7 protein-coding genes are annotated in these 7,623 nt (G+C 71.7%); 3 read left to right on the plus strand and 4 right to left on the minus strand.

The window, feature by feature from the left end:
- From LLG88_10000 to LLG88_10010, 3 genes are all read left to right on the plus strand, one after another.
- Window positions 1-561: serine/threonine-protein phosphatase (locus LLG88_10000; protein MCE5247236.1), on the plus strand; the 561-nt coding region annotated here is incomplete at its 5' end.
- Window positions 562-597: 36 nt separating this feature from the next.
- Window positions 598-1,176: a rubrerythrin family protein gene (locus tag LLG88_10005; GenBank protein MCE5247237.1), complete on the plus strand. Its 579-nt coding sequence runs from the start codon at window positions 598-600 to the stop codon at window positions 1,174-1,176.
- Window positions 1,177-1,621: 445 nt separating this feature from the next.
- Entirely contained in the window at window positions 1,622-2,563 is a 942-nt protein-coding gene (locus tag LLG88_10010) for a hypothetical protein (GenBank protein ID MCE5247238.1), read from the plus strand.
- A gap of 120 nt (window positions 2,564-2,683) precedes the next feature.
- Here the strand turns inward: LLG88_10010 and LLG88_10015 are convergent, their stop codons facing one another.
- From LLG88_10015 to LLG88_10030, 4 genes are all read right to left on the minus strand, one after another.
- Window positions 2,684-3,361, minus strand: coding sequence for a CPBP family intramembrane metalloprotease (locus LLG88_10015; protein ID MCE5247239.1), 678 nt, complete (start codon window positions 3,359-3,361; stop codon window positions 2,684-2,686).
- Between the two features lie 466 nt (window positions 3,362-3,827).
- The gene (locus tag LLG88_10020; GenBank protein ID MCE5247240.1) at window positions 3,828-5,147 is read right to left on the minus strand and encodes a (Fe-S)-binding protein; all 1,320 of its coding nucleotides are present in this window, start codon (window positions 5,145-5,147) and stop codon (window positions 3,828-3,830) included.
- A gap of 1 nt (window position 5,148) precedes the next feature.
- Window positions 5,149-6,537 carry an FAD-binding protein gene (locus tag LLG88_10025; GenBank protein MCE5247241.1) on the minus strand — a complete coding sequence of 463 codons (1,389 nt, stop codon included), beginning with the start codon at window positions 6,535-6,537 and terminating at the stop codon, window positions 5,149-5,151.
- 186 nt (window positions 6,538-6,723) lie between these two features.
- A partial coding sequence (locus LLG88_10030; GenBank protein ID MCE5247242.1) for a hypothetical protein occupies window positions 6,724-7,623 on the minus strand: 900 nt, incomplete at its 5' end.

Below are 7,623 nucleotides of genomic sequence, written 5' to 3' on the forward strand. Positions count from 1 at the left end.
TACTACGAGCTCGAGGACCACGGCCAGATCACGACCCGCCTGATCGAGCACCTCAAGACCCGCTTCTTCGAATCGACCAACATCAAGAAGCTCGTGGCGATGGTCTACGGCGAGCTGGACGACGCCGGCCGCTTCCGCTTCGTTTCGGCGGGGCACGTCCCGCCGCTCGTCTTCTCGCGCAAGTACGACCGGCTGATGCCGCTCGGCGCCGACCGCACCGTGTCGGAGACGCCGCTCGGCCTGCTGCCCGGCGAGGCGGGGGCGGCGCCGAACGCGCCGCGCCCCTTGGCGGCGCCGTCGTCCGAGCACGCGGTCGTCAACGAGATCCAGCTCCTCGGCGAAGGGGATGTGCTGCTGCTGGCGACGGACGGCCTGACCGACCACGGCGGCGGGCGCTTCGTCGCCGAGGAACTGGGCCCCGCGCTGTCGCGGGTCAAGGACTTCTCGGCGCGCGAGATCTGCGCCTTCCTGCGCGAGTCGATCCTCGCCTACGCCCCGCAGGAAGACGACATCTCGTTCGTCGTGGCCAAGCGCCTGCCGGCGCCGCCGGTTCCGCGCTAACATCCTCGTCCCCACCATAGAAGGACGGACATCGTCATGGAACTGAAGGGAAGCCGCACCGCCGCCAACCTGATGCTCGCCTTCGCCGGCGAGAGCCAGGCCCGGAACCGCTACACCTTCGCCGCCTCCGTCGCGCGCAAGGAAGGGCTGGAGCACGTCGCCGCGATCTTCGAGGAGACGGCGGCGAACGAGAAGGAGCACGCCAAGCTGTTCTTCAAGCAGCTCGCGCCGCTGGCCGGCCAGGCCGTCGAGATCGCCGGCTCGTACCCGGTCGTCGCCGGCGACACGGCCGCGCAGCTCCGCGCCGCCCTCGGCGGCGAGAACGAGGAGTGGGAGCAGCTCTACCCCGAGTTCGCGCGCGTCGCGCGCGAGGAAGGGTTCGGCGAGATCGCCCACGTCTTCGAGATGGTCGCCAAGGTCGAGAAGGAGCACGCGGCCCGCTTCGCGCGCCTGCTCGACCACGTCGTCAACGGCACCGTCTTCGAGCGCGAGGGGAAGATCTACTGGCGCTGCCGCAACTGCGGCCACATCCACGAAGGGACCAAGGCCCCCGCGGAGTGCCCGGTCTGCCATCACCCGCGCGCCTACTTCGAGCCGGTCGGCGAGAACTTCTGAGCCTTCCGGCCGCGGCCGCTCTCCGGCGCCGCGTCGGCCTCCCGCGAGGCCGGCGCGGCGCTTCTCTTTTTCGGCTCTCCCGCCCGGCGGGCGCGGAAGTCGGCGGCGCGGCGATCCGCGTCGCGTCGCTCATCGCCCCGCGGTTCGTCCCTCGGGGCGGGCACGGCGCTTGCTGCCATAGGCGTCCGGCAGCCCGCGGCCCGGCCGAATCCTCCGTTTGCGGAACGTCGTCCAAGTCGCGGACTGGGGCGGAGTTGCGGCCCGAACGACGATCGCGGCCGCGGCGACGACGCGCCGCCAAGGGCCGCCGGCCCGGCAAAAGTTGCCGGCCGGCGCCGCCGGCGGCGGCAGATTCGTCCCGCGCCGCGGACGCCGCCGCGGGCTTCGCGGGACGCGCTGTCACGCCCCGACGACGCCGCCCGGCGCAGTGCTGGAGGACCACGACATGGAGATCTCGGGAGTTTCGTCCGCGTACGGCACGTCCCAGACGGACTGGCTGACGCGGCGAAAGGAACGGAAACAGGACTTCTCCGACCTCGCCGAGGCGCTCAATTCGGGCAACCTCTCCGCGGCGAAGACAGCCTACTCGGCGCTGCAGCAGGTCGAGGCGCCGCCGCCCCCGCCGTCCGGCGGAAAGGGCAAGGACGACGCGATCGGCGCCGACGCCGCCGCGCTGGGACAGGCGCTGCAGTCGAGCGACCTGACCGACGCCCAGAGCGCGCTGGCGAAGCTGCAGCAGGACATGCAGGCGCTGCAGGCGCAGGAGGCCGACGGCTCGGAGACCGGCGCGAGCGACCGCGACAAGGCGTTCCAGACGCTCGTCGCCGCGATCAACTCGGGCGACCTGGCGAGCGCGCAGACGGCCTTCGCCGCGCTGCAGCAGCAGGGCGGGACGCCTCCGCCGCCTCCGCCGGACGGTCAGGACGGCACGGCGGTCTCGGCGGTCGCGGGCGGCTCGGGCAGTTCGACCGGCGCGACCTCGTCCACCGACACGATCGGCGCCGACATGTCCGCCTTGGGGAAGGCGCTCGACGCCGGCAACTTGGACGACGCGAAGTCGGCGCTGGAGAAGGTGCAGCAGGACATGAAGGCGGCCCACGCGGGCCACGGACACCACCACCACCGCGCGCAGGCGACGCAGGGCGACGGCTCGCAGACCCAGTCGTTCGCCAGCCTCCTGAGCGCCTCGCTCGGCTCCTCCGATTCGACCTCCTCCACCGACGCCGCCGATCCGCTCGCCGCGCTGCTGGCGGCGCTCGGCAAGACCGCCTCGTCGAACAGCGGCTCGAGCGTCTCCTCGCTTCTCTCGTCGCTCTTCGGCGCGGGCGGCCAGACGGACGCCGCCTCCTCGGTTCTCGGAACCAGCGGCATCAACATCTCCGCCTGACGCGGGGGCGAAGAAGCGCCGCGTCTTTCTCGTCGTCCGGGGCCGCCGCAGTTCGTCGCGGCGGCCCGCGGCGACGTCCGCCGCCTGCTCGGCCGCGGCGACGCCGTGGGACGGCGCGCGTCAGCGCAGGAGTTCCGAGACTTCGAACGGCAGACCGTGCCCGCCCAGCAGCCACACGACCCAGTACGTGCCGTTGAAGACGATGTGCGCGCCGTAGCCGAAGCTCAGGTTGCCGGTTTTCGCCCGCATCGCGGCGAACAAGAGGCCCAACAGAAACGACACGACGCAGAGCTCGACGTTCCGCGATTCCCAGTGCAGGGCGGAGAAGCAGACCGCGCTGAGGGCGATCGCCCAGCCGGTCGAATAGTGGCGCGCGAAGCTGTCGAAAAGCAGGCCCCGCACGAAGACCTCCTCGACGAGAGGCGGAACCAGCGCGTAGAAGAGCCCGAAGAGAACGATCGCGCCCGCCGCGCCGAACGGACGGGCGGCGTGCCCGATGCGCGCGGCGAAGGTCGTCAGGTTCAGGCCCGCGAACTGTCCCCAGTCGAGCGCCTGCGCCGCCCCGCCGAGGGCCGCTCCGAGCAGGAAGAGCTTCCAGCGCGGGGCGAGTCGGCCGTCGCCGGCCTCCCTGCGGTAGCCCGTCGCGCAGACGAGGAACGCAAGGGACAACGCTCCCGCCGCGCCGACCAGCATCAGCCCGACCAGAGAACCGGGGGCGAGCGCGAGGTGGCTTCGGTCCGCGGCCTCTCCGCCGACGCTCCGGACTGCGAACATACCCGCGACCGCGAGCACGGTCACCAAAAAGTAGTTCGCGCCCAGCAAGCCCCACGGCCGAAGCCACGGTCGGACCGAAAAGACCCGAGGAACTCTCACGTCCGATTTCCCCCCCGGCGACGACGCATTATGGACCTGCCGGATGAGAGGGCGGGGCGGGATCATGGCCTGAATCCGTTGGCGCGGCGCGCGGCGCTCGAAGACTTCAATTTACAGAAGCGACGTTACGCTCCCGTCCCGACCACCCCGTCGGCGAGGTGGTATGCGGGTGGGAGGAGGGCGTCCCCGGGGCGCCCGCCGCACGAGGTCGGCGGCCCGAAAGCGGTGAAGAGCGACGCGCGCTCCGGCGCGGATGAGGGAGCGCACTGCGCACCACTTTCCCCCGCGAAATTCGGGGAACTGACGAAGCGGCCCCCGCGCACCTCCGGACAAACGAACGCCGCGCCCCCTCTCGCGGGAAGGCGCGGCGCGTCGCGTCGGGCGGAGGGCGTCAGGGCTTGAGCGTGCCCGCCTTGACGTAGGCCTCGTAGAGCAGCATCGCGGGGTGGAGGGTCGGCTGGTCCATATTCGCCTGGGCGAGGCCGTCTTCGATCGTCATGCGGCAGCCGGGGCAGCCGGTCGTCGCGGTGTCGGCGCCCGTCGCGCGGATGCTCGCCGCCTTCTTCGCCGTGACCGCGCGCGACAGCTCGTAGTGGGTGAGGCTGAACGAGCCCGCGCCGCCGCAGCAGCGGTCGGCGTCCTTCATCTCGACGAACTCCACGCCGGGGATCGCCTTGAGGACTTGCCGCGGCTCGGCGGTCACGTGGACGGAACGCGCGAGGTGGCAGGAGTCGTGGTAGGTCACCTTCCGCTCGACCCGCCCCATCGGCTTCTCCAGCGCGCCGATCTCGATCAGCAGCGGGTGGACGTCGGTGGACTTCGCGGCCAGCGCCTCGGCCCGCGCCTTCGCCTCCGCGCCGAGCGGCAGCCCGTGCGGGTACTGCTCGGCGAACGAGACGACGCAGGTGCCGCAGGCGAAGACGACGCGGTCGAGGCCGTACTTGCGGTCGGCCTCGGCGAAGACGGCGAGATTGTGCTCGGCCATTTCCACGGCGAGCGGCAGGTCGCCGGAGGTGTAGACCGGCGCGCCGCAGCAGTGCTGCTCCATCGGGAGCACGACGTTGCAGCCGTTCGCCCGCAGCACCTCGACGATCGCCCGGCCGGCGTCGGTGTAGACGTAGTTGTTCACGCAGCCGGTGAAGAAGGCGACGGTCCGCTCCGCCGGGCCGTAGGCCGGGTTGAATTCCTCGTACTGGTCGCGCAGCGGGACGGCGGCGAGTTCGGGGATCACGCGGCGCATGTCGAGCCCGATGATCGGGAAGCGGGCCGCGCGGGAGGGCCGGCGCGCGTCGGGCGCGGGCACGCGCTTGAGCGCGAGCCCCTGCATCTTCGCGCCGAGCCGCAGCCCGCCGTCGAAGAGGCGCCGCGCCCGCAGGCCGGCGAAGGCGATCTTCTTGGCGACCGGCAGCCCGGCGGTCGCCGCGAGGGCGGCGCGCGCGGCGAGGACGATCTCGACGCACTTCACGCCGCAGGGGCAGTTCTTCTCGCAGGCCTTGCAGGTCAGGCAGAGCCCGAACCGCTCCTCCAGCTCCGCCGTCGGCTGCAGCCGCCCCTCGAGCACGTCCACGGCCATGCGGATCTTGCCGCGGGCGACGGCGCCCTCGTGGCGCGTCTCGAGGTAGAGCGGGCAGACCGCCTGGCAGTTGCCGCACTTCATGCATTGCTGGATCTGCTCGCGCGCCCGCGCGAGGACTTCCATGCGGCCGTCCATCTCAGCGGCTCCGCGGCACGATCTTGTCGGGGTTGAGGATGAAGTCGGGGTCGAGCGCGGTCTTGATCTTGCGCAGCACCTCGACGCCGGTCTTGCCGAACTCCCACTCGAGGTACTTGCGCTTGGCGACGCCGATCCCGTGCTCGCCGGAGAGCGTGCCGCCGAGGCGCACGGCGACCTCGAAGATCTCGTCCACCGCCTTGTGCACCCGCTCCATCTCCTCCGCGTTCCGCTCGTCGCAGAGGATCGTCGGGTGGAGGTTGCCGTCGCCGGCGTGGCCGAAGGTGCCGATCAGCAGGCCGTGCTTCGCCGCGATCTCCTTGAGCGCGCGGAGCATCTCGGGGATCTTGGAGCGGGGGACCGTCGCGTCCTCGAGCACGGTGGTCGGCGACTTCTGGGCGAGGGCCGGCAGCGCCGCGCGGCGGGCCGCCCAGACCTTGTCCCGCTCGGCGTCGTCCTTGGCCACGCGCACGTCGCCGCCGAAGCCGCGGCAGACGGCGACGACCGCCTCGGCCTCGCGCTCCACGACCTCGGGGAGGCCGTCCACCTCGATCAGCAGGATCGCCTCCGCGTCGGTCGGCAGCCCGACCTTCGCGTACTCCTCGACGGTCTCGATCGTGATCCGGTCGAGGATCTCCATCGTCGCCGGGATGACCTTCGCGGCGATGATCCCGGTGATCGTCTTCGCCGCGGCGTCCATGTCGGCGAAGACGGCGAGCATCGCCTTCCGCGCCGGCGGCGCGGGGATCAGCTTCACCGTGATCTCGGTGATCACGCCGAGCGTCCCCTCGGACCCGACGAACAGCTTGACGAGGTCGTAGGCCGAGACGTTCTTCACCGTCTTGCCGCCGCAGCGGAACTTCTCGCCGTCGGCCAGCACGATCTCCAGCCCCATGATGTAGTGCTTGGTCACGCCGTACTTCAGGCCGCGCAGCCCGCCGGAGCACTCGGCGGTCGAGCCGCCCATCGTCGCCGTCGTCACCGTCCCCGGATCGGGCGGGTAGATCAGCCCGTGGGGGGCGACCGCGTCGTTGAGCGCCTGGATCACGACGCCGGGCTGGACCGTCGCGGTGAGGTTCTCCGCGTCCACCTCGAGGATCTTGTTCAGCCGCGCCGTCGAGAGCACCAGCCCGCCTTCGAGCGGGATCGTCCCGCCGGAGAGGTTCGTCCCCGAGCCGCGCACGTAGACCGGCGTCTTGGTGCGCGAGGCGAGGCGCATCACGCCCTGGATCTCCTCGGTCGAGCCGGGGAAGAGGACCGCGTCCGGGAAATGCGAGGGCATGTCGGCCGTGGCGTCGAAGGCGTAGCAGGCCTTGTCCTCGGGCGTGGTGAGGACGTGTTCCTCGCCGAGCAGTTTCTTCAGTTCGTTCACGATCTCGGACGTCGGCATCGCGGGCGCTCCTTGTGGGGACTGTCGCTGGAAAGCGTTGGCGACAAGGGGCGCGCGGACGCACCCCCAAGAAACCGATAGGCCCGCGGCCCGCCGCGGCAAGAGCGCGGCGGCGAAATCAGCGAATTGTCACGTCAGTCGCCTTTGAAGGCGGACGCCGGCGCGACGCCGGCGCGCTTCGCGCCGCTACCCCGCGACGCAGATCGAGTTCTTGCAGACCGTTCCGGCGCCGCAGACCCTGCCGCAGGCGCCGCAGTTGCGGTCGTCGGTCGTCAGATCGCGGCAGACGCCGCTGCAGATCGTCCGTCCGGCGCTGCAGGTCGCGGTGCACATCGAGGAGGTGCAGACGTTTCCCGCCGCGCACGAGGTCGTGCAGGAGCCGCAGTGCGTGCGGTCGGCGGCGAGGTCGCGGCAGACGCCGCCGCAGTTCGTGAGGCCGCTCGCGCAGGACAAGACGCAGGCCCCGCCGGAGCAGACCTCTCCCGCGGCGCAGGCGCGGCCGCACGCGCCGCAGTCGGCCCCGTCGTTCTGGAGGTCGCGGCAAGTTCCCGAGCAGTTCGTCAGCCCCGGCTGGCAGCCGGCGTAGCAGCTTCCGCCGGCGCAGTACTGGCCCGCCGCGCACGTCGCGCCGCAGGCGCCGCAGTTGGCCGGATCGTTCTGCAGGTTGCGGCACGCGCCGGCGCAGTTGTTCAGGCCGGACTGGCAGGTCGCGGCGCAGTCGCCGTTCGAACAGACCTGGCCCGAGGTGCACGTCCGGCCGCACGCGCCGCAGTTCGCCGTGTCGGACGTCACGTCGCGGCAGACGCCGCCGCAGCGCGTCGCCGCGCCCGGGCAGACGTCCACGCAACTGCCGTAGAGGCAGCCCTTGCCCGCGCCGCAGACGACGCCGCAGGCGCCGCAGTTGAGCGGATCGGTGGAGAGCAGCGACTCGCAGCCGTCGTTCGGCAGGCCGTTGCAGTCGGCGAACCCCGGCCAGCAGGTCGCGACGCGGCACTCCCCGAGCGCGCAGGCCGCGTTGGCGCGCGGCAGATTGCAGTACGCCTCGGCGCCCGGCTCGTCGGCCGTTCCGTCGTCGTCGTTGTCGAT

This window comes from bacterium, assembly GCA_021372775.1.
Classification (GTDB): Bacteria; Acidobacteriota; Polarisedimenticolia; order J045; family J045; genus JAJFTU01.